Origin of the sequence: Pseudomonas sp. REP124 (assembly GCF_020164475.1) — a bacterium.
Lineage (GTDB): Bacteria > Pseudomonadota > Gammaproteobacteria > Pseudomonadales > Pseudomonadaceae > Aquipseudomonas.
Window position 1 is genome coordinate 1 of record NZ_JAIQWX010000084.1, and the last position, 20216, is coordinate 20216.

Consider the following 20216-nt stretch of genomic DNA (forward strand, 5'->3'; position numbering starts at 1 on the left):
TTTATTGGCCGAAAACGAAACCCTGTGGGAGCGAGCCTGCTCGCGATAGCGGTCTGTCAGCCGACGCCTGTGTTGAATGATCAATCGCATCGCGAGCAGGCTCGCTCCCACAATGATTCCTCTGATCCGTGCGGGGTTGTTTTGGTTCTCATTATCATCTAATAATAAATCTCATTATCGAATGAGCCCGGATCATGAGTTCTGCCTTGCACGAGCAGCCCTACCTCGAAAACTGGCGCTGGATGAGTCGCCAGATCCGTTGCGCGATGGATCCCGACGAACCCCGCCTGATCGAACATTACCTGGCCGAAGGCCGGTATCTGGCGTGTTGCACGGCCACCTCTGCCTGGACCGTCGCTGAAACCTCTTTCCGCTTGTTGCTCGACACGGCCGCCGATGTGGCGCTGCCCTGGCACTGGCGCACCTACTGCCTGGATCAAGCCTGGCGCCCGCTGCGCGAGCTGGAACGCCTCTCCCTCTGCAAATGCCGGCTCAAACGCTGGCAGAGCTACACCTGGCAACTGGCGACCTGCGAGTTGCAACCCTCCATCCCTCTTATCGAACTGGTGCAAGGATTTACAGATGACCAAGACACGTATTGAGCGCGACAGCATGGGCGAGCTTCAGGTCCCGGAAGACGCCCTCTACGGTGCACAGACCCAACGTGCTGTGGATAACTTCCCGATCAGCGGCAAGCCGATGCCGGAGCAATTCATTCGAGCGCTGATCCTGGCCAAGGCTGCGGCAGCCCGGGCCAACATCGAGCTCAAGCAGATCAGCCCGTCCCAGGGCAAAGCCATCGTCGATGCGGCGCAAGGTCTGCTCGAAGGCGATTTCATGCAGCACTTCCCGGTGGATATCTTCCAGACCGGTTCCGGCACCAGTTCCAACATGAACGCCAACGAAGTGATCGCCACCCTTGCCAGCCGCCTGCTGGGCGAGCCGGTGAACCCGAACGATCACGTCAACTGCGGCCAGAGCAGCAACGACATCATCCCGACCACCATCCACGTCAGCGCCGCGCTGGCCTTGCACGAGCAGTTGCTGCCGGCCCTGAACGGCCTGGTGCAGGTAATCGAACAAAAGGCCGGGCAAGTGCATCACCACGTAAAGACCGGCCGCACCCATCTGATGGATGCCATGCCGGTGCGCCTGAGCCAGGTACTCAACGGCTGGGCGCAGCAGCTCAAAGCCAATATCGGTCACCTGCAAGGCCTGCAGCCAAGCCTGCAATCCCTGGCGCAGGGCGGCACGGCGGTGGGCACCGGGATCAATGCGCATCCCGAGTTCGCGGCGCGTTTCAGCCAGCAGTTGAGCCAACTGACCAAGGTGGAATTCACCCCGGGCGTGGACCTGTTTGCCCTGATCGGTTCCCAGGACACCGCCGTCGCGGTTTCCGGTCAGCTCAAGGCGACTGCGGTATCGCTGATGAAAATCGCCAACGATCTGCGCTGGATGAATTCCGGTCCCCTGGCCGGTCTCGGTGAAATCGAACTCGAAGCGCTGCAACCCGGCTCTTCGATCATGCCGGGCAAGGTCAATCCGGTGATTCCGGAAGCCACCGCCATGGTCGCCGCCCAGGTGATCGGCAACGACACGGTCATCACCATCGCCGGTCAGTCGGGCAACTTCGAGCTGAACGTGATGCTGCCGATCGTCGCCCAGAACCTGCTGAGCAGCATCGAGTTGCTCGCCAACGCCAGCCGCCTGCTCGGTGAAAAGGCCATTGCCAGCTTCAAGGTCAACGAGTCCCGTCTCAAGGAAGCCCTGTCGCGCAACCCGATTCTGGTGACCGCGCTGAACCCGATCATCGGCTACCAGAAGGCCGCGGAGATCGCGAAGAAGGCCTACGCCCAGGGGCGCCCGGTGATCGATGTCGCGCTGGAATACACCAACCTGTCCCGCAGCCAGCTGGAAGAGCTGCTCAACCCGGAAAAACTCACCGCAGGCGGCGTGTAAAACCCCGCTGCCGCCTTGGAGGTACACCATGGAGCACTGGAAACGTACGATCGAAAGAGCCAATCGTTTTTTCATGCAAGGTGAACTGGTCGATGCCCGCGAGGCTTACTTGCAGGCGTTGGCCCTGGCTCAGGTGCTGTTCGAGCGCTGGGCGAATGCCGATGAAGCGGTGGCGGCCTGCGTGATTTCCCATCACAACCTGGCGGACCTGCATCTGCGTCTGAATCAGCCGGAGGAGAGCGCCGAATACCTGTGCGCAATCCATCAGCGGCTGTTGCAGGTCATGCAGGAACCGCGGTTGCCGCAAGCCTTGCGCGAAGCCGCGTTGCGTCAGAGCAGCAAGACCTATGTCGAACTGCTGAATTTCATCAGCGAACACGGCGAATACCCGCGCACCCATCGCTTGCTGCCCATCGATGCCGCTTTGCCTACGCCTCACCATCATGGAGTTCATTGAAATGGCTTTTACCTTGCCTGCTTTGCCGTACGCCTACGACGCCCTGGAACCGCACATCGATGCGCAGACCATGGAGATTCACTACACCAAGCATCACCAGACCTACATCAACAACCTGAACGCTGCGGTCGAAGGCACCGAGTTCGCCGAATGGCCGGTGGAAAAACTGGTAGCCGCCGTGCAGCAACTGCCGGAGAAACTGCGTGCAGCGGTGATCAACCAGGGCGGCGGTCACGCCAACCATTCACTGTTCTGGGAAGTCATGGCGCCCCACGGCGGCGGCAAGCCCGAAGGCGCTTTGGCCAAGGCCATCGACGAGCAACTGGGCGGTCTGGACAGTTTCAAGGAGGCCTTCACCAAGGCGGCGCTGACCCGATTCGGCAGTGGTTGGGCCTGGCTGAGCGTCACACCGCAGAAGACTTTGGTGGTGGAGAGCAGTGGTAACCAGGACAGCCCGTTGATGAACGGCAACACGCCGATTCTCGGTCTGGATGTCTGGGAGCACGCTTACTACCTGCGATATCAGAATCGCCGTCCGGAATACATCAGCGCGTTTTACAACGTGATCAACTGGCCTGAAGTCGCTGCGCGCTATCAGGCTGCTTTGAATTAACTCCACCCGCACACAATCCAAGGCTGAATATGGGCACTGAAACACTGGCGATCGGAAGTGGACGAATGTTTCGTTACGCGTTTGGATCGCTGTTAGTGCTGGCGGGCATGAGCTTGCTGGTGGCGCACGGGCTGGAGTGGCTGAATCTGGAGCCGAGGTTGTCGAGGGCACTGCAGGGCGGTGCAATCTGCGCCCTCGGCACCGCGCTCGGAGCCGTACCGGTACTGGTAATCCGGCGCATGCCCCAGGCGCTCAGCGATACGTTGTTGGGATTTGGCGCCGGCGTGATGCTGGCGGCGACCGCGTTTTCGCTGATCGTGCCCGGCATTGCCGCTGCGGAAAAACTCGGCATGACGCCGTGGGGCGCCAGTGGGCTGATCTGTTTCGGCATCATGCTCGGCGCGTTCGGCCTGTTCCTGGTCGATCGCAAGGTGTCCGGCGCATCCCCGGAAGAGCTCATCGGTACCCTTGAGCGTCCGGTCATTCCGCCACGGATCTGGCTGTTCGTGTTCGCGATCATTGCCCACAACATTCCCGAAGGCATGGCGGTGGGCGTGTCCGCCGGTGGCGGCATGCCGGACGCCGACAGTCTGGCCATGGGCATTGCCCTGCAGGATGTGCCGGAGGGGCTGGTGATTGCTTTGGTATTGGCTGGGGCAGGGATGTCGCGGTTCAAGGCGTTTCTGATCGGTGCGGCGTCAGGTCTGGTCGAACCGGTGTTCGCGCTGTTGTGCGCGTGGCTGGTGAGCCTGGCTGAATTGCTATTGCCGTTGGGTCTGGCATTGGCGGCGGGGGCGATGTTGCTGGTGGTGACTCACGAGGTCATCCCGGAGTCGCGTCGCAATGGTCACGACAAGCTGGCCAGCCTTGGGTTGTTGATCGGCTTTTGCCTGATGATGGTGATGGATACGGCGTTGGGCTGACATGCACCCTGTAGCAGCTGGCGCAGCCTGCGTCCGGCTGCGAAGCAGTCGTAAAATCAGGCTACTCGGTGTTTCAGGTAAATCGCGTCCACAGGGTTTACGACTGCTGCGCAGCCGGACGCAGGCTGCGCCAGCTGCTACAGGGGCTGCGGTGTTATTCGCCTTCGTCGAAATAGTTGTTGATCAAGGCCACCAGCGCATCCATCGCTTCCTGATCCTGCGCACCTTCGGTACTCAGATGGATCATGGTGCCCTTGCCGGCGGCAAGCATCATCATGGCCATGATGCTTTTGCCGTCCACGGTGGATTCCGGCGTGCGGCCGACCCGGATGGTGCAATCCTTGAATTGGCCGGCGACCCCGACGAATTTTGCAGATGCCCGGGCATGCAGACCCAGTTTGTTGATGATTTCGATTTCCCGAGCAGGCATCGCGATGTGAATCCTTTAGCTGAGGTCGCGGTGGCGGACCTGGACGTTCTTCAAAGATTGCTGCAGGGTCTTGGCCAGCCGTTCGGTCAGATAGACAGAACGGTGATGCCCGCCAGTGCAACCGATGGCAATGGTGACATAGGCGCGATTACTGGCAGCAAAGCGGGGCAACCATTTGAGCAAATAAGTGGATATGTCCTGAAACATCTCTTCAACATCCGGCTGTGCCGCCAGGTACTCGGCAACCGGTAAATCGAGACCGGACTGCGCGCGCAACTCCGGCTTCCAGTAAGGATTGGGCAGGCAGCGCACATCGAACACCAGGTCGGCATCCACCGGCATGCCGCGCTTGAAGCCGAAAGACTCCACCAGGAACGCAGTGCCGGGCTCCGGCTGGTTCAGCAGGCGCAACTTGATCGAATCGCGCAGCTGATACAGGTTCAGGTTGGTGGTATCGAGTTTCAGATCTGCCAGGTCGGCAATCGGGTCCAGCAGGATCTTTTCGTCGGTGATCGCTTCGGCGAGCGAGCGGTTTGCATTGCTCAGCGGGTGGCGGCGACGGGTTTCCGAGAAACGCTTGAGCAGGGTTTCGTCGTCGGCATCCAGGTACAGGACATCGCACTGGATATGCCGGCTGCGGACTTCTTCCAACAACTCCGGGAATCGTGACAAATGGCTAGGCAGGTTGCGGGCGTCGATGGACACCGCCACCAGCGGTTGCAGCAGTTCGGTATGGATCAACGCGCGTTCGGCCAGTTCAGGCAGCAATCCGGCGGGCAGGTTGTCTATGCAGTAGTAGCCGTTGTCCTCGAGTACATCGAGGGCGGTACTTTTACCTGAGCCGGAGCGGCCGCTGACGATGATCAAGCGCATGGTTACGGCCTGTTTTGCTCGTCCAGGACAACCTGATACAAGGCTTCATTGCTCGGGGCGCTGCGCAGTTTTTCGCGCACATCCTTGCGGTCGAGCATGCTGGCGATCTGGCGCAACAGCTCCAGATGGGCGTCGGTGGCGGCTTCCGGGACCAGCAGAACGAACAGCAGGTCAACCGGGGCGCCATCGATCGCATCGAAATCGATAGGGGCATCCAGGTGCATCAGCGCGCTGATGGGCGAGGTGCAACCCTTGAGGCGGCAATGAGGAATGGCGATGCCGTTGCCAAAACCCGTAGAGCCGAGTTTTTCACGGGCAATCAATGCCTCGAAGACAACTTGCATCTCCAGATCCGGAAAACTGCGGTGGATAAGGTTGGCAATTTGTTCGAGGGCTTTCTTTTTACTGCCTCCCGGCACGTTCACCAGGGAACGGCCGGGGGTCAGGATATTTTCAAGTCGGATCATGGGTAGGGAGTGTTAACGACCGGTAGCGCCCTGGAGGAGGCTCTGGGTCTTTTCCTTATGCTTTTTGAGTTGTTTGTCCAGCTTGTCGGTCAGTGCGTCGATCGCTGCGTACATGTCGGTATGTTCCGCGTTGGCGACCACTTCACTGCCGGGAATATGCAGGGTGGCTTCGATTTTCTGCTTCAGTTTTTCGACCGTCATCGTGACCTGCACGTTGGTGATCTTGTCGAAGTGTCGCTCCAATCGATCGAGTTTTTCGCCGATGTAGGTGCGAAGAGGTTCGGTCACTTCCAGTTGGTGTCCACTGATGTTGACTTGCATACAGCTTCTCCTTCGTTGCCAGTGCATAAAGCGGCAGGCACAAATTACCTGCCACTGGAACGCTGTGGCGTGGCCCTACATCAACCGCTTGCGTTCGCTCGAAGGCGCGATCCCGAGGGATTCGCGGTACTTGGCGACGGTGCGGCGAGCCACCTGAATGCCTTGTGCCTCCAGTAAACCAGCGATCTTGCTGTCACTCAACGGCTTTTTCTGATTTTCAGCGGCAACCAGTTTTTTGATGATCGCGCGGATCGCCGTGGACGAGCATTCTCCGCCTTCAGAGGTGCTGACGTGGCTGGAGAAAAAGTATTTCAGCTCGTAGATGCCCCGAGGGGTATGCATGAATTTCTGGGTGGTCACCCGGGAAATCGTCGACTCGTGCATGCCCACCGCTTCGGCGATGTCGTGCAGGACCAGCGGCTTCATGGCCTCGTCGCCGTACTCCAGGAAGCCGCGCTGATGCTCGACGATCTGGGTGGCCACTTTCATCAGGGTTTCGTTGCGGCTCTGCAGGCTCTTGATGAACCAGCGGGCTTCCTGCAACTGATTGCGCATGAAGGTGTTATCGGCGCTGGTGTCGGCGCGGCGCACGAAACCGGCGTACTGGGCGTTGACCCGCAGCCGAGGCACTGACTCCTGGTTGAGTTCCACCAGCCAGCGCTCGTTGTCCTTGCGCACGATCACGTCGGGCACCACGTATTCGGCTTCGGTGGACTCGATCTGCGAGCCCGGACGCGGGTTGAGGCTCTGGACCAGTTCGATCACCTGGCGCAGCTCGTCTTCCTTGAGCTTCATGCGGCGCATCAGCTGGCTGTAATCGCGGCTGCCGAGCAGGTCGATGAAGTCGGTGACCAGGCGCTTGGCTTCGGTAAGCCAAGGGGTCTTGGCGGGCAGCTGGCGCAGTTGCAGCAGCAGGCATTCGCCCAGGTTGCGGGCGCCGATGCCGGCGGGTTCGAATTGCTGGATGCGGTGCAGGACGGCTTCGATCTCGTCCAGCTCGATGTCGAGCTCCGGATCGAAGGCTTCGTGGATTTCTTCGAGGGTTTCGTCGAGGTAGCCCTGATTGTTGATGCAATCGATCAGGGTCACGGCGATCAGGCGGTCGGTGTCGGACATCGGCGCCAGGTTCAATTGCCACAGCAGATGGCTTTGCAGGCTTTCACCGGCCGACGTGCGGGTGGTGAAGTCCCATTCGTCGTCATCGTTGCTGGGCAGGCTGCTGGCGCTGGTCTGGTAGACATCTTCCCAGGCGGTGTCGACGGGCAGTTCGTTGGGAATGCGTTCGTTCCAGTCACCTTCCTCGAGGTTGTCGACGGTTGGTGCGCTTTCCTGGTAGGAGGGTTCCTGGATTTCCGTGTTTGGCTTCTGTTCGACGTTGTCGGCCATCGGATCGGAGTTGTCGAAGTCGTCGCCTTCTTCCTGGCGTTCGAGCATCGGATTGGACTCCAGGGCCTCCTGGATTTCCTGTTGCAGGTCCAGGGTCGACAATTGGAGCAGGCGGATGGCCTGTTGCAGCTGCGGTGTCATCGTCAGCTGCTGGCCCATTCTCAAGACTAGCGATGGTTTCATGGCAGGGGCTTAACACCTTATTCCGGCGCACATGCGCCATCCACTACAGGGCGCCGGAGCGCCAAACATAAGCAAATTATATGCCTGATATTGCAGTGTTTGCCTAGAGCGCTGTAACAATAAAAAAGTGTTGATTTTTTATCGAGACAAGCGCTCGGTCGACCAGCCTCGCACCAAGGTGCTTATAGGCGGAACTCGTGGCCCAGATACACTTCCTTGACCAGGTCATTGGCCAGGATCGTCTCGGAGTCGCCTTCTGCAATCAACTGCCCATCATTGACGATATAGGCGGTTTCGCAGATGTCCAGCGTCTCGCGGACGTTGTGGTCGGTGATCAGCACGCCAATGCCCTTGGCCTTGAGGTGGTGGATGATCTGCTTGATGTCGCCGACCGAGATCGGGTCCACGCCGGCGAAGGGTTCGTCGAGCAGGATGAACTTCGGATTGGTGGCCAGCGCACGGGCGATTTCCACGCGGCGACGTTCACCACCGGACAGGCTCATGCCCAGGTTGTCGCGAATGTGGCTGATGTGGAATTCCTGCAGCAGGCTTTCCAGTTCGCGACGACGGCCTGCCTTGTCGAGCTCCTTGCGGGTCTCCAGGATCGCCATGATGTTGTCGGCTACCGAGAGCTTGCGGAAGATCGATGCTTCCTGCGGCAGGTAGCCGATACCGGCTTTGGCGCGACCGTGCATCGGCTGGTGGCTGACGTCCAGGTCGTCGATCAGCACGCGGCCCTGATCGGCTCGTACCAGGCCGACGATCATGTAGAAGCAGGTGGTCTTGCCGGCGCCGTTAGGGCCGAGCAGGCCGACGATCTGACCGCTGTCGATGGACAGGCTGACGTCACGCACGACCTGGCGGCTCTTGTAGCTCTTGGCCAGATGCTGAGCTTTCAGAGTTGCCATTTACGGGGCCTTTTGCTCGTCGGTTTTCTTTTTCGGCTGGATCACCATGTCGATGCGCGGACGCGATTCGGTGACGTTGCTGCCGGTGGCGCGACCGGCGCTGGCCAGCTTCTTGACCGTGTCGTAGACGATTTTCTCGCCCTGGGTGGTGTTGTTGTCCTTGTCGATCACTTTGGCGCGATCGATCAGCACCACACGGTTCTGCTGGGCGTGGTACTGGATGGTCACTCCCCAGCCCTGCACCGGCTTGGTGTCGCCAGCGGTCTGCAATTGTTCGAAGTAGGCCAGGTTGCCCACCGAGGTCACCACGTCGATGTCGCCATTGGGCGCACGGGTCATGGTCACTTTGTTGCCGGTAACCTTCATCGAGCCCTGGGTGATGATCACGTCGCCGGTGTAGGTGGCAATGCCGTTCTTGTCGTCCAGCTGGGCATCGTCGGCCTGAATACGGATTGGCTGCTGCTGATCGTTCGGCAGAGCCCAGGCGCTCACGCTTCCCAGTGCTGCGCTCAGACCGAGCAAAATAGGGAGAGTTTTAACGAGCCTCATACTGTCCTCTTACGTTCGATAGCAGGTGAATCCTGCTTTCCTTCAAATACGCTTTCATTCCCACGCCAGTCGATACGCCGCCAGCGCCGTCGATTCTAACGGGTTGCTGGGTCTGCGCATATTGCTCCTGAGGGAACACTGTCATGCGAGTGGAAGTGATCAGCACATCACGGTTCTTTTCATCGGTGCGCTTGACGCGCACGTTGTCGATCAGTTCGACCTCGGTGCCACCCGGGTTCACTTCGCCGCGCTCGCTGGTCACGTGCCACGGAAAATCGGTGCCGCGGTACATGTTCAGGTCAGGTTTGGTGACCAGGGTGACGTCGGTGGCCTTCACGTGTTCGGCCTTGTCGGACGTCATTTCGTACTGCACCTTGCCGTCTTCGAGGTATTGCAGGGTGTGAGTATTGGTCGCGTACCAGTCGATCGGGCTTTCGGTGGTCTTGGCCGGTGGCTTATCGAGGAAGCGTTCCGGGCTGATGTTCCAGTAACCGACTGCGACCAGAATCGCGGCGATAAAGGTCAGCAGCACGGCATTTCGAAGTTTTTTACTAAACATGTTCAGGCTCACAGGTACGCGGCGTTTGCCGCATCGAGGCGGTCCTGGGCGCGCAGGATCAATTCGCAGAACTCGCGGGCGGCACCTTCGCCACCGCGGGCCAGGGTCACGCCGTGAGCGTGTTCGCGCACGAAGCCGGCGGCATTGGCCACCGCCATGCCCAGGCCGACGCGGCGAATCACCGGCAGGTCAGGCAGGTCGTCACCCAGGTAGGCGACCTGTTCATAGCTTAGGTTGAGTTGGCCGAGAAGCTCGTCCAGCACCACCAGTTTGTCTTCGCGACCCTGATACAGGTGGGGGATGCCCAGATTCTTCGCGCGTCGTTCGACTACCGGTGTCTTGCGGCCACTGATGATGGCGGTCTGCACGCCGGCCGCCATCAGCATCTTGATGCCCTGGCCGTCGAGGGTGTTGAATGTCTTGAATTCGCTGCCGTCTTCAAGGAAGTACAGGCGCCCGTCGGTGAGGACGCCGTCGACGTCGAAAACCGCCAGTTTGATCGCTTTGCCGCGTTGCAACAGTTCGTTGCTCATTTACATGACTCCTGCGCGCAGCAGATCGGAGAGGTTGAAGGCGCCGATCGGGCGATCTTCATCGTCCACGACGACCAGTGCGTTGATTCGGTGATCTTCCATGATTTTCAGCGCTTCGGCGGCGAGCATCTCGGCGCGGGCGGTCTTGCCGTGGGCCGTCATCACTTCGTCGATGGTGACGCTGTGAATGTCGATGGGACGATCCAGGGTGCGACGCAAGTCGCCGTCGGTGAAGATCCCGGCCAGCTTGCCGTCGGCTTCGAGAATGACGGTCATGCCCAGGCCCTTGCGGGTCATTTCCATCAACGCGTCCTTGAGCAGGGTGCCACGTTGAACCTGTGGCAGCTCCTGGCCCGCATGCATGACGCTTTCCACTTTCAGCAGCAGGCGTCGGCCCAGTGCGCCGCCCGGATGGGAGAACGCGAAGTCTTCGGCGGTGAATCCGCGGGCGTCCAGCAGCGCCACGGCCAGGGCGTCGCCCATGACCAGCGCGGCGGTGGTCGAGGAGGTCGGCGCCAGGTTTAGCGGGCAGGCTTCATGGCCGACGTTGACATTGAGGTTGACCTCGGCGGCTTTGGACAGCGCAGAGTCAGGGTTGCCGGTCATGCTGATCAGCTGGATGCCCAGGCGCTTGATCAGCGGCAGCAGGGTAATGATTTCGTTGGTGGAGCCGGAGTTCGACAGCGCGAGAATGATGTCGTCGCGAGTGATCATGCCCATGTCGCCATGGCTGGCTTCAGCCGGATGGACGAAAAACGCGGTGGTGCCGGTGCTGGCCAGGGTGGCGGCGATCTTCCTGCCGATATGCCCCGACTTGCCCATGCCGACCACGACCACGCGACCTTTGCTGGCCAGAATCATCTCGCAGGCGCGTACGAAATCCGCGTCGATTTGCGGCATCAAGCCTTGTACGGCTTCGACTTCGAGGCGGATGGTGCGTTGGGCGGACTGAATCAGGTCGCTGGATTGGCTCATGTCAGAAATCGTTTAGCCTGATGAAAAGGCGGCGATTATAGCGGTTATGATCGAAACCCTCACGCTAGTTCGTCGCGCTTTGTCATTCCTTGTCCGGTAAATCCCTCTAAATGAAGGTTTCTGCCTGTCATACCTAAGAATATGACACGGCATTGACCTTGGGCGCCCGGGGTTTGCAGTGATATAGTTCGCCGCCAGTTCGGCCCGCCCGGAGGTATGTGCTTTCGTCAGAAAGTCAGGCGTCCGAGTGAGAGGTTGCATCGCAAGGAGTTTAGATGAGTGCCGATAACGCCTACGCGGTCGAGCTGAAGGGAGTGACCTTCAAGCGCGGTGCGCGCAGCATTTTCAATAACGTCGATATCCGTATTCCGCGCGGCAAGGTCACCGGCATCATGGGACCTTCCGGTTGCGGCAAGACGACGCTTTTGCGGTTGATGGGCGCGCAGCTGCGACCAACCACGGGCGAAGTCTGGGTCAACGGTCAGAACCTGCCGAAGCTCTCGCGCAGCGATCTGTTCGACGCACGCAAGCACATGGGCGTGCTGTTTCAGAGTGGTGCCCTGTTCACCGATCTCGATGTCTTCGAGAACGTCGCGTTTCCGCTACGCGTCCACACCGATCTGCCCGAAGAAATGATTCGTGACATTGTCCTGCTCAAATTGCAGGCCGTTGGTCTGCGCGGGGCGATCGAGTTGATGCCCGATGAGCTGTCCGGTGGCATGAAGCGCCGTGTCGCCCTGGCACGGGCCATCGCGATGGATCCACAGATTCTCATGTACGACGAGCCCTTTGTCGGCCAGGACCCGATCGCCATGGGCGTTCTGGTGCGCCTGATCCGCCTGCTCAACGACGCGCTGGGCATCACCAGCATCGTGGTTTCCCACGATCTGGCCGAAACCGCGAGCATTGCCGACTATATCTATGTAGTGGGCGATGGGCAGGTGTTGGGGCAGGGCACGCCTGAGGAACTGATGAACTCGGATGAGCCGAAAATTCGTCAATTCATGACCGGCGAACCCGATGGCCCGGTTGCGTACCACTTTCCAGCGACGGATTACCGCGCAGATCTTCTGGGGAAGCGCCGCTGATGCGCAGAATTTCACTAATAGAACGCATACGCCGATTCGGCCAGGCCGGGATCGACACCGTGTCGGTGTTCGGTCGCTCGACCCTGTTCCTGTTTCACGCCTTGCTCGGTCGCGGCGGCATCGGCGGTGCTTTCGGCCTGCTGGTCAAGCAGCTGCACTCCGTTGGCGTGATGTCGCTGGTGATCATCGTGGTTTCCGGGATTTTCATCGGCATGGTGCTGGCGCTGCAGGGCTTCAACATTCTTTCCAGCTACGGTTCGGAGCAGGCGGTCGGGCAGATGGTTGCGCTGACGCTGCTGCGCGAGCTGGGCCCGGTGGTGACGGCACTGCTGTTTGCAGGTCGTGCAGGTTCGGCGCTGACCGCGGAAATCGGCAACATGAAGTCCACCGAGCAGCTGTCCAGCCTGGAAATGATCGGCGTCGATCCGCTCAAGTACATCGTTGCCCCGCGCCTGTGGGCCGGCTTCATTTCCCTGCCGGTGCTGGCGATGATTTTCAGCGTCGTGGGCATCTGGGGCGGTTCGTGGGTGGCCGTCGACTGGCTGGGCGTCTATGAAGGTTCCTACTGGTCGAACATGCAGAACAGCGTGACCTTTGCCGACGATGTGCTCAACGGCATCATCAAAAGCATGGTTTTTGCCTTTGTCGTGACCTGGATCGCCGTATTCCAAGGCTATGACTGCGAGCCCACCTCCGAGGGGATCAGTCGTGCCACCACCAAGACCGTGGTATATGCCTCTCTGGCAGTGCTCGGCCTGGACTTTATTTTGACCGCCTTGATGTTTGGAGATTTCTGATGCAAAACCGCACCCTGGAAATCGGTGTCGGCCTTTTCTTGCTGGCCGGCATCCTGGCTTTGCTGCTGCTGGCCCTGCGGGTCAGTGGTTTGTCCCCGAGCCCGAGCACCGACACTTATAAACTTTATGCCTATTTCGACAATATCGCCGGTTTGACGGTCAGAGCTAAAGTGACCATGGCCGGTGTGACCATCGGCAAGGTCACGGCGATCGATCTGGACCGCGACAGTTTCACCGGTCGAGTGACCATGCAGCTGGAAAAACGGGTGGATAACCTGCCGACCGATTCCACTGCATCTATCCTGACTGCTGGCCTGTTGGGTGAGAAATACATCGGCATCAGTGTGGGTGGCGAAGAAAAACTGCTCGCCGATGGCGGGACCATCCATGACACCCAGTCGTCACTGGTGCTCGAGGACCTGATCGGTAAATTCCTGCTCAACACTGTTAGCAAAGACGCTAAATGAGGAGCCTTTAAATGATCTCTATCTTGCGACGTGGCCTGTTGGTATTGCTCGCGGCCCTGCCGCTGATGGCTAACGCCGTGGCGTCCCCTTCCGCGCACGATCTGGTGCAGGACACCACCAACCGGATGCTTTCGGACCTGGCGGCTAACAAAGAGAAGTACAAACAGGATCCGAACGGTTTCTATGCGGCACTGAACAACATTGTCGGGCCGGTGGTGGATGCCGAAGGCATCTCCAAGAGCATCATGACGGTCAAGTACTCGCGCAAGGCCACCCCTGAACAGATGAAGACCTTTGAAGAGAACTTCAAGCGCGGTCTGTTCCAGTTCTATGGCAATGCCTTGCTCGAATACAACAACCAGGGCATTACCGTCGATCCGGCCAAGGACGAATCGGGTGACCGCACCAGCGTCGGCATGACCGTCAAGGGCAGCAACGGCGCGATCTATCCGGTGTCCTACACCCTGGAAAAGGTCAACGGCGAGTGGAAGCTGCGCAACGTCATCATCAACGGCATCAACATCGGCAAGCTGTTCCGCGATCAGTTCGCCGACGCCATGCAGCGCAATGGCAACGACCTGGACAAGACCATCGACGGCTGGGCCGGTGAAGTCGCCAAGGCCAAGCAGACCGCAGAGCAATCCCCCGAGAAAGCCCAATGAGTGAGTCGGCAGTCCTGATGGATGCCGCCGGTGACCTGCGGCTCAGCGGCGTGCTGGACTATCGCACCGGCCCTGGCCTGCGTGAGCAGGGCCAGGCGCTGATCAAGGCGAGCAAGGCCGCGACCGTGGTGGTCGATTGCTCCGCAGTGACCAAGTCCAGCAGCGTGGGGCTATCCTTGTTGCTGTGCTTCATGCGTGATGCGCAGGCGGCCGGCAAGGCGCTGACCATCCGCGCAATGCCCGAGGACATGCGTGAAATCGCCGAGGTCAGTGAGCTGACCGAGTTGTTGGCCAATCCCTAAACCGCATCGACAGACAAGCCCCCCGTCAGAGTCCTGCTCCGCGGGGTTCGCAGGCGCGGGGCTTTTTTGTATGATGTCCGACCCGCGCGCACATGGCGCCGATTGAGGTTGAGCATGCAGGCCGTAGAAGTGAAAAGCTTCCTTGAAGCAAAGCTGCCAGAAACTCAGGTGGAAGTTGAAGGCGAAGGCTGCAATTTCCAGCTGAACGTGATTAGCGATGAACTGGCGGCATTGAGCCCGGTCAAGCGTCAGCAGCAGATCTATGCCCATTTGAACCCATGGATCACCGATGGCAGCATCCATGCGGTCACTATGAAATTTTTCAGCAGCGCGGCCTGGGCCGAGCGCACCTGAGCCCAAGGGCGTCGAGATTCTTATGGATAAATTGATTATTACTGGCGGCGCTCGTCTTGATGGCGAGATCCGCATCTCCGGGGCAAAGAACTCTGCCCTGCCGATCCTGGCTGCCACGCTGCTGTGCGATGGCCCGGTGACCGTTGCCAACCTGCCGCACCTGCACGACATCACCACCATGATCGAGCTGTTCGGTCGCATGGGCATTGAGCCGGTGATCGACGAGAAGCTGGCTGTCGAAATCGACCCGCGTACCATCAAGACCCTGGTCGCTCCATACGAACTGGTTAAAACCATGCGTGCGTCGATCCTGGTGCTGGGTCCGATGGTTGCCCGTTTCGGTGAAGCCGAAGTGGCGCTGCCAGGCGGTTGCGCCATCGGTTCGCGTCCGGTCGACCTGCACATCCGTGGCCTGGAAGCCATGGGCGCGGTGATCGACGTCGAAGGCGGCTACATCAAGGCCAAGGCGCCTGAAGGCGGCCTGCGCGGTGCGCACTTCTTCTTCGACACCGTCAGCGTGACCGGTACCGAAAACATCATGATGGCCGCTGCACTGGCCAAGGGCCGCAGCGTCCTGGCGAACGCCGCGCGCGAGCCTGAAGTGGTTGACCTGGCGAACTTCCTGAACGCCATGGGCGCCAAGGTTTCCGGCGCCGGCACCGACACCATCACCATCGATGGCGTCGAGCGTCTGCACACCACCACCTTCAAAGTGATGCCCGACCGTATCGAAACCGGCACCTACCTGGTTGCCGCAGCCGTGACCGGGGGTCGCGTGAAGGTCAAGGACACCGATCCGACCATCCTTGAAGCGGTGCTGGAAAAGCTCCGTGAATCGGGTGCCGAGATCAACACCGGCGAAGACTGGATCGAGCTGAACATGCACGGCAAGCGGGCCAAGGCCGTGAACGTGCGCACAGCTCCTTACCCGGCGTTCCCGACCGACATGCAGGCGCAGTTCATCTCCCTCAACGCCGTTGCCGAAGGCACCGGTGCCGTGATCGAGACGATCTTCGAAAACCGCTTCATGCACGTTTACGAACTGCACCGCATGGGCGCCAAGATCCAGGTCGAAGGCAACACTGCCATCGTGACCGGTACCGAAAAGCTCAAGGGCGCGCCAGTCATGGCCACCGACCTGCGTGCTTCGGCCAGCCTGGTGATTTCGGCGCTGGTCGCCGAAGGCGATACCCTGATCGACCGCATCTACCACATCGACCGTGGTTACGAGTGCATCGAAGAGAAACTGCAGATGCTGGGCGCCAAGATCCGTCGCGTTCCGGGCTAGTCATTGCAGATGGGCACAGGGACGTGTCCGACAGGTTTTGTTTCAAGTCGAGCCGGGTATCCGGCTCGATGTATGTCCGGCGCCGTTTGCGACCGTACATGAGTACCTTGATAAGGACTGACGTTTCCCATGTTGACCATCGCACTGTCCAAGGGCCGCATCCTTGACGACACCCTGCCGCTTCTGGCTGAAGCGGGCATCGTGCCGACCGAGAATCCGGACAAGAGCCGCAAGCTGATCATCCCCACGACCCAGGAAGATGTACGCCTGTTGATCGTGCGTGCCACCGACGTGCCGACCTATGTCGAGCATGGCGCCGCCGACCTGGGTGTCGCCGGTAAAGACGTGCTGATGGAATTTGGTGGCCAGGGCCTCTACGAGCCGCTGGATCTGCAGATCGCCAAGTGCAAGCTGATGACCGCCGGCAAGGTCGGCGCAGTCGAGCCCAAGGGCCGCCTGCGCATCGCCACCAAGTTCGTCAACGTTGCCAAGCGCTACTACGCCGAACAGGGCCGTCAGGTCGATATCATCAAACTGTACGGTTCGATGGAGCTGGCGCCGCTGATCGGCCTGGCCGACAAGATCATCGATGTGGTCGACACCGGTAACACGCTGCGGGCCAACGGCCTGGAGCCACAGGACTTCATCGCCGCCATCAGCTCCCGGCTGATCGTCAACAAGGCTTCGATGAAAATGCAACACGCCCGTATCCAGGCGTTGATCGACACCCTGCGCAAGGCAGTGGAGTCTCGACACCGCGGCTGATTCACTCGCGCGGCTCTGAGCCGCGCCGTCTATCCGCCTCATAGCCAGAATTCTCAGGTGCCCAAGCGGATCGGATGTTAGCTTCGGGCGCCTGAGTTTTTTGCCAATCCTATGAGGCTCTCGCTATGACCGCACTGACTGCAATTCGCCGACTCAACGCTGCTGACCCGGATTTCGCGCATCATCTGGATCATCTGCTGAGCTGGGAAAGTGTGTCTGACGACTCGGTCAATCAGCGAGTGCTGGACATCATCAAGAACGTGCGCGAGCGCGGCGATGCGGCGCTGGTGGATTACACCCGTCAGTTCGACGGGCTGGACGCCGCGTCCATGGCCGACCTGATCCTGCCGCGCGAGCGCCTGGAACTGGCCCTGACCCGAATCACCGTGACCCAGCGCGAAGCCCTGGAAAAAGCCGCGGCCCGCGTGCGCAGCTACCACGAAAAGCAGAAACAGGACTCCTGGAGCTACACCGAAGCCGACGGCACGGTGCTGGGCCAGAAAGTCACTCCACTGGATCGCGCCGGCCTGTATGTGCCGGGCGGCAAGGCTTCGTATCCTTCGTCGGTACTGATGAACGCGATTCCGGCCAAGGTGGCTGGCGTGACCGAAGTGGTCATGGTGGTGCCGACCCCGCGTGGCGAAGTCAATGAACTGGTGCTGGCCGCTGCCTGCATCGCCGGCGTCGACCGCGTGTTCACCATCGGCGGCGCCCAGGCGGTAGCTGCCCTGGCCTATGGCACTGAAAGCGTTCCGCAGGTCGACAAGGTGGTCGGTCCGGGCAACATCTATGTCGCCACGGCCAAGCGCCACGTGTTTGGTCAGGTCGGCATCGACATGATCGCCGGTCCTTCGGAGATCCTCGTGGTGTGCGACGGCCAGACCGATCCGGACTGGATCGCCATGGACCTGTTCTCCCAGGCCGAGCACGACGAAGACGCCCAGGCGATCCTGGTCAGCCCCGATGCCGAGTTTCTCGACAAGGTGGCCGCCAGCATCGCCAAGCTGCTGCCGACCATGGACCGCGCCACCATCATCGAAACCTCGATCAACGGCCGTGGTGCGCTGATTCAGGTGCGTGACATGGAGCAAGCCATGGAAGTGGCCAACCGCATCGCGCCGGAGCACCTGGAGTTGTCGGTCGCCGACCCGCAAGCCTGGTTGCCGAAGATCCGCCACGCCGGCGCGATCTTCATGGGCCGTCACACCTCCGAAGCCCTGGGCGACTACTGCGCCGGTCCCAACCACGTGTTGCCGACTTCCGGCACCGCGCGCTTCTCGTCGCCGCTGGGTGTGTACGACTTCCAAAAGCGCTCGTCGATCATCTTCTGCTCCGAAGCCGGTGCCTCCGAGCTGGGCAAGACCGCCTCGGTGCTGGCTCGTGGCGAATCGCTGAGCGCCCACGCACGCAGCGCCGAATACCGCATTCTCGATAAAGACTTCGTACCAGGGCAGGGGAACTGAACATGAGTAAATTCTGGAGCCCGTTCGTCAAGAACCTGGTGCCTTACGTGCCGGGCGAGCAGCCGAAACTGGCCAAGCTGGTGAAGCTCAACACCAACGAAAACCCTTACGGTCCATCGCCGAAAGCCTTGGCCGCGATGCAGACCGAGCTCAACGACAACCTGCGCCTGTACCCGGACCCGAACAGCGATCTGTTGAAGAACGCGGTCGCCAACTACTACGGCGTGAAGAGCAATCAGGTGTTCCTCGGCAACGGTTCCGATGAGGTGCTGGCGCATGTCTTCCACGGCTTGCTGCAGCACGACAAACCGCTGCTGTTCCCGGATATCAGCTACAGCTTCTATCCGGTTTACGCCGGCTTGTATGGCATCCATTTCGATGCAGTGCCTCTGGATGAACAGTTCCAGATCAACCCTGCGGACTACGCCAAGCCGAACGGCGGGATCATCTTCCCCAACCCGAACGCCCCGACCGGCTGCCTGCTGGCGCTGGAAGCGATCGAGCTGATTCTCAAGGCCAGCCCGGATTCGGTGGTCGTGGTGGACGAGGCCTACATCGACTTCGGCGGCGAAACCGCGATCAGCCTTGTGGACCGTTATCCGAACCTGCTGGTGACCCAGACCCTGTCCAAATCCCGCTCCCTCGCCGGCCTGCGGGTTGGTTTGGCGGTGGGGCATCCGGACCTGATCGAGGCGCTGGAGCGGATCAAAAACAGCTTCAACTCCTACCCGCTCGATCGCATGGCGAACGTCGGTGCGGCGGCTGCATTTGAAGATCGCGAGTACTTCGACAAGACCTGCCGTCTGGTCATCGAAAGCCGCGAATGGGTGACCGCTCAGTTGCAAGCCAAGGGCTTCGAAGTACTGCCGTCGGCGGCCAACTTCATCTTCGCCCGTCACCCGCAGCACGATGCGGCAGGGCTGGCGGCGAAGCTGCGTGAGCAGGGCGTGATTGTCCGTCACTTCAAACAGGAGCGGATTGCGCAGTTCCTGCGGATTTCGATTGGTACGCCGGAGCAGAATCAGGCGCTAATCGACGGCCTGGGCGACCTCTAAAACACCGCCGAACCTGTAGGAGCGAGGCTCGCCCGCGAACAACGATGACTCGGTGCAACAGGTATGCCGCGTTATCGTTCTTCGCGGGCGAGCCTCGCTCCTACAGGGGGTGTGGGTTATTCGTGATGCGGCTCGCCCAGGAACGTCAGCGAACTGAACAACCCGCGACTGCTGATATCCGCACTGTCCTTCACCGGCACTTCCACCTGTGCCGCAATCACATTCAAACCCTCATTACGTACCAGTACTTGCGCACGGCCGTCCTTGTCGGTTTCAGTGGTCAAGGTGTTGGGCGCGCTGCGGTAATCGCCGATCAACTTCACGCCTGCCGCCGGTTTGCCATCCAGCAGCACCCGAACCGGCAATGACTGGCCGGGGCCGACCAGCAGTGGGTCGGTTTCGGGCAGGATCAGCAATTTGATCTGATCCAGTTTCGGCAACTTCGCCCCCGGCTGATAAATCGCCAGGCTGTACTTGAAGGTCTGGGTCGACTCGATCGCCCCCGGTACTTTGCTGCGTCCTTCGTTGATCCACTTCTTGTCCGCGGTCTGCGACCACATGCCGTTATCCAGTGCCACCGCCATCACAGCCGGTGGTTTCAGCGGCTGCAGACGGGCGTGATCGACCAGGCGCTGCACTGTCACCGGTATCATTTTTCCGTTTTTGTCATAGGCCCAGGCACCACTGATCTTGCGGGCCTTGAAGGCATTGTCTTCGGCGCCGTGTCCGTAAATCACTTCGATGTTGCCGCGGCGTTCTTCTGTCCACAGGCCGTGGGCCGAGACTTCAGTGGCGAACAGCAAACCGAGCAGGGCCAGGGGTTTGAGAGCGTGCATGGG

The 20216-nt window shown here is 60.2% G+C and carries 26 protein-coding genes; 15 read left to right on the forward strand and 11 right to left on the reverse strand.

The window, feature by feature from the left end:
- Positions 1 to 194 precede the first annotated feature (194 nt).
- Genes K9857_RS19410 through K9857_RS19430 form a run of 5 tightly spaced genes read left to right on the forward strand, consistent with a single transcriptional unit; the run spans position 195 to position 3952 of the window.
- On the forward strand, positions 195 to 602 hold the full coding sequence (locus K9857_RS19410) for a FagA protein (protein WP_175375931.1): 408 nt from the start codon (positions 195 to 197) through the stop codon (positions 600 to 602).
- Positions 583 to 1959, forward strand: a complete 1377-nt coding sequence (locus K9857_RS19415) for a class II fumarate hydratase (protein ID WP_224538374.1) — start codon at positions 583 to 585, stop codon at positions 1957 to 1959. Before K9857_RS19410 ends, K9857_RS19415 begins: the two co-directional genes overlap by 20 nt.
- A gap of 28 nt (positions 1960 to 1987) precedes the next feature.
- The gene (locus tag K9857_RS19420) at positions 1988 to 2416 is read left to right on the forward strand and encodes a hypothetical protein (RefSeq protein WP_224538376.1); all 429 of its coding nucleotides are present in this window, start codon (positions 1988 to 1990) and stop codon (positions 2414 to 2416) included.
- Position 2417: 1 nt separating this feature from the next.
- Entirely contained in the window at positions 2418 to 3029 is a 612-nt protein-coding gene (locus tag K9857_RS19425; protein WP_175375934.1) for a superoxide dismutase, read from the forward strand.
- Positions 3030 to 3058: 29 nt separating this feature from the next.
- Entirely contained in the window at positions 3059 to 3952 is an 894-nt protein-coding gene (locus K9857_RS19430; protein ID WP_224538378.1) for a ZIP family metal transporter, read from the forward strand.
- A 154-nt stretch (positions 3953 to 4106) separates the two neighbouring features.
- On the opposite strand, the gene K9857_RS19435 is transcribed toward K9857_RS19430, so the two are convergent.
- The 10 genes from K9857_RS19435 to K9857_RS19480 all read right to left on the reverse strand — a co-directional run bounded on the left by K9857_RS19435 (position 4107) and on the right by K9857_RS19480 (position 11136).
- Positions 4107 to 4382, reverse strand: a complete 276-nt coding sequence (locus K9857_RS19435) for an HPr family phosphocarrier protein (RefSeq protein ID WP_224538380.1) — start codon at positions 4380 to 4382, stop codon at positions 4107 to 4109.
- Between the two features lie 15 nt (positions 4383 to 4397).
- Positions 4398 to 5255, reverse strand: a complete 858-nt coding sequence (gene rapZ / locus K9857_RS19440; protein WP_224538382.1) for an RNase adapter RapZ — start codon at positions 5253 to 5255, stop codon at positions 4398 to 4400.
- Positions 5256 to 5257: 2 nt separating this feature from the next.
- A complete protein-coding gene (ptsN, locus tag K9857_RS19445; RefSeq protein ID WP_224538384.1) occupies positions 5258 to 5722 on the reverse strand; it encodes a PTS IIA-like nitrogen regulatory protein PtsN in 465 nt (154 codons plus the stop codon).
- A gap of 12 nt (positions 5723 to 5734) precedes the next feature.
- Positions 5735 to 6043, reverse strand: a complete 309-nt coding sequence (hpf, locus tag K9857_RS19450; protein ID WP_224538386.1) for a ribosome hibernation-promoting factor, HPF/YfiA family — start codon at positions 6041 to 6043, stop codon at positions 5735 to 5737.
- Positions 6044 to 6118: 75 nt separating this feature from the next.
- Positions 6119 to 7612: an RNA polymerase factor sigma-54 gene (locus tag K9857_RS19455; RefSeq protein WP_224538388.1), complete on the reverse strand. Its 1494-nt coding sequence runs from the start codon at positions 7610 to 7612 to the stop codon at positions 6119 to 6121.
- Between the two features lie 182 nt (positions 7613 to 7794).
- The gene (lptB, locus tag K9857_RS19460) at positions 7795 to 8520 is read right to left on the reverse strand and encodes an LPS export ABC transporter ATP-binding protein (RefSeq protein ID WP_175375940.1); all 726 of its coding nucleotides are present in this window, start codon (positions 8518 to 8520) and stop codon (positions 7795 to 7797) included.
- On the reverse strand, positions 8521 to 9069 hold the full coding sequence (lptA, locus tag K9857_RS19465; RefSeq protein ID WP_224538390.1) for a lipopolysaccharide transport periplasmic protein LptA: 549 nt from the start codon (positions 9067 to 9069) through the stop codon (positions 8521 to 8523).
- Positions 9056 to 9628 carry an LPS export ABC transporter periplasmic protein LptC gene (lptC, locus tag K9857_RS19470; protein WP_224538391.1) on the reverse strand — a complete coding sequence of 191 codons (573 nt, stop codon included), beginning with the start codon at positions 9626 to 9628 and terminating at the stop codon, positions 9056 to 9058. The genes lptA and lptC overlap by 14 nt, the downstream gene beginning before the upstream one ends.
- A gap of 8 nt (positions 9629 to 9636) precedes the next feature.
- Complete coding sequence (locus K9857_RS19475; RefSeq protein ID WP_224538393.1) at positions 9637 to 10161, reverse strand: KdsC family phosphatase; 525 nt, start codon at positions 10159 to 10161, stop codon at positions 9637 to 9639.
- Complete coding sequence (locus K9857_RS19480) at positions 10162 to 11136, reverse strand: KpsF/GutQ family sugar-phosphate isomerase (protein ID WP_224538395.1); 975 nt, start codon at positions 11134 to 11136, stop codon at positions 10162 to 10164.
- Positions 11137 to 11411: 275 nt separating this feature from the next.
- Here K9857_RS19480 and K9857_RS19485 point away from each other — a divergent pair, with 275 nt between their 5' ends.
- From K9857_RS19485 to hisC, 10 genes are all read left to right on the forward strand, one after another.
- Positions 11412 to 12224, forward strand: a complete 813-nt coding sequence (locus K9857_RS19485) for an ABC transporter ATP-binding protein (protein WP_224538397.1) — start codon at positions 11412 to 11414, stop codon at positions 12222 to 12224.
- The gene (gene mlaE, locus K9857_RS19490) at positions 12224 to 13021 is read left to right on the forward strand and encodes a lipid asymmetry maintenance ABC transporter permease subunit MlaE (protein WP_175375946.1); all 798 of its coding nucleotides are present in this window, start codon (positions 12224 to 12226) and stop codon (positions 13019 to 13021) included. The genes K9857_RS19485 and mlaE overlap by 1 nt, the downstream gene beginning before the upstream one ends.
- Positions 13021 to 13488: an outer membrane lipid asymmetry maintenance protein MlaD gene (gene mlaD / locus K9857_RS19495; protein ID WP_175375947.1), complete on the forward strand. Its 468-nt coding sequence runs from the start codon at positions 13021 to 13023 to the stop codon at positions 13486 to 13488. The genes mlaE and mlaD overlap by 1 nt, the downstream gene beginning before the upstream one ends.
- A gap of 11 nt (positions 13489 to 13499) precedes the next feature.
- The gene (locus K9857_RS19500) at positions 13500 to 14150 is read left to right on the forward strand and encodes a phospholipid-binding protein MlaC (protein WP_224538399.1); all 651 of its coding nucleotides are present in this window, start codon (positions 13500 to 13502) and stop codon (positions 14148 to 14150) included.
- The gene (locus K9857_RS19505; RefSeq protein ID WP_224538402.1) at positions 14147 to 14452 is read left to right on the forward strand and encodes a lipid asymmetry maintenance protein MlaB; all 306 of its coding nucleotides are present in this window, start codon (positions 14147 to 14149) and stop codon (positions 14450 to 14452) included. Before K9857_RS19500 ends, K9857_RS19505 begins: the two co-directional genes overlap by 4 nt.
- Before the next feature lie 114 nt (positions 14453 to 14566).
- Positions 14567 to 14806 carry a BolA family protein gene (locus K9857_RS19510; RefSeq protein WP_224538404.1) on the forward strand — a complete coding sequence of 80 codons (240 nt, stop codon included), beginning with the start codon at positions 14567 to 14569 and terminating at the stop codon, positions 14804 to 14806.
- A 22-nt stretch (positions 14807 to 14828) separates the two neighbouring features.
- The gene (gene murA, locus K9857_RS19515; RefSeq protein ID WP_224538406.1) at positions 14829 to 16094 is read left to right on the forward strand and encodes a UDP-N-acetylglucosamine 1-carboxyvinyltransferase; all 1266 of its coding nucleotides are present in this window, start codon (positions 14829 to 14831) and stop codon (positions 16092 to 16094) included.
- A 129-nt stretch (positions 16095 to 16223) separates the two neighbouring features.
- Positions 16224 to 16859: an ATP phosphoribosyltransferase gene (gene hisG / locus K9857_RS19520; protein WP_110966372.1), complete on the forward strand. Its 636-nt coding sequence runs from the start codon at positions 16224 to 16226 to the stop codon at positions 16857 to 16859.
- A 125-nt stretch (positions 16860 to 16984) separates the two neighbouring features.
- Complete coding sequence (gene hisD / locus K9857_RS19525) at positions 16985 to 18322, forward strand: histidinol dehydrogenase (RefSeq protein ID WP_224538407.1); 1338 nt, start codon at positions 16985 to 16987, stop codon at positions 18320 to 18322.
- 2 nt (positions 18323 to 18324) lie between these two features.
- Positions 18325 to 19377 carry a histidinol-phosphate transaminase gene (gene hisC / locus K9857_RS19530; protein ID WP_224538409.1) on the forward strand — a complete coding sequence of 351 codons (1053 nt, stop codon included), beginning with the start codon at positions 18325 to 18327 and terminating at the stop codon, positions 19375 to 19377.
- Between the two features lie 116 nt (positions 19378 to 19493).
- Here the strand turns inward: hisC and K9857_RS19535 are convergent, their stop codons facing one another.
- A complete protein-coding gene (locus tag K9857_RS19535; RefSeq protein ID WP_224538411.1) occupies positions 19494 to 20213 on the reverse strand; it encodes a DUF4198 domain-containing protein in 720 nt (239 codons plus the stop codon).
- Positions 20214 to 20216 lie beyond the last annotated feature (3 nt).